The sequence below is a fragment of the Flavonifractor sp. An4 genome, assembly GCF_002161755.1.
In the GTDB taxonomy this organism is placed as follows: Bacteria; Bacillota; Clostridia; order Oscillospirales; family Oscillospiraceae; genus Flavonifractor; species Flavonifractor avicola.
The window spans coordinates 1-1,086 of record NZ_NFIL01000106.1 but is presented as its reverse complement, the minus strand read 5'-3'; the positions used below and the strand labels follow the sequence as shown (position 1 = coordinate 1,086).

Here is a 1,086-nt window from a genome sequence, read left to right as displayed (position 1 = left end):
CCTGTGCAAAAAGACCGGCAGGGCCCTGCGGAAGAACGGCTATCAGGTCATCGAGATCAACTTCCAGGATTGTGCCGCTTCTTCCTATGGGTACAATCCGCTCATGTATGTACGCCGCGACCAAAAGCGTAGGTGCTGCCATGAGCAGGACATTCTTCAAATCGCCGCCGCCCTCTCTCCCGTCAAGACAAAGAACGACCCGTTTTGGGAGCAGGCCGCCCAGATGGCGCTTTCAGCCATGATTTCCTATGTGCTGGAGTATCTTCCCCGCCAGGAGCATCATCTGGGCAGTGTGATCCGGCTCCTGCGGGAGATGGGGAACGGCAGCTTTGACCGGCTGTTCGAGGAGGTCTGCACCTTCGCCCCTGACAGCTTCGCGGCGGCGCAGTATCAGATGCTCCGCAACATCCAGAAGTCCCCCAGGACCTATGCCAGCATCCAGGCGTTCCTGGCGGAAAAGCTGTCCCCCTTTGCCTTCCATGGGGCACAGAAGCTGTTTACCAACTTCAGCCAAATCTATTTCCAGAGCCTTGGCGACCGCAAGACAGCCGTGTTCCTGACCATCAGCGACACAGACCGGTCCATGGACGCTCTGGTAACGCTGTTCTACACCCAGGCGCTTCAAAATCTCTGCCGCCATGCCGACCAGTGCCCGGGCGGCCGTCTGCGCATCCCGGTCCGCCTTATCCTGGACGACTTCGCCGCCGGAGCCGCAGGGTGCATCGCTGACTTCGACCAGATCAGTTCCGTCATCCGCTCCCGGGAGATCAGCGTCAGCATCATCCTCCAGAGCCTTGCACAGCTGGAGGCCGCATACGGGCACGACAAGGCCGTTACCATTCTGAGCAACTGCGACCACCTGCTCTACCTGGGCGGACAGGAGCTGGCAACGGCCCGGTACATCTCCGTCAAGGCCAACAAGTCTGTCCACACCATTCTGAACATGCCCTTAAACCATGCGTGGCTGTTTACACGGGGCGGCGCACCAAAGGAGGTGGAGAAATACCGCCTGGAGGACCATCCCCTGTATCACTTGGCACAGCCGTCAAAGCAGAAAGCGGCGTGCCGTGAACAGGATGAGCACGA

Annotated in this window: 1 protein-coding gene; it reads left to right on the top strand. The window is 59.5% G+C overall.

What is annotated here, in order from left to right; genetic code table 11:
• Positions 1-1,086: type IV secretory system conjugative DNA transfer family protein (locus tag B5F94_RS15900; RefSeq protein WP_087331559.1), on the top strand; the 1,086-nt coding region annotated here is incomplete at both ends.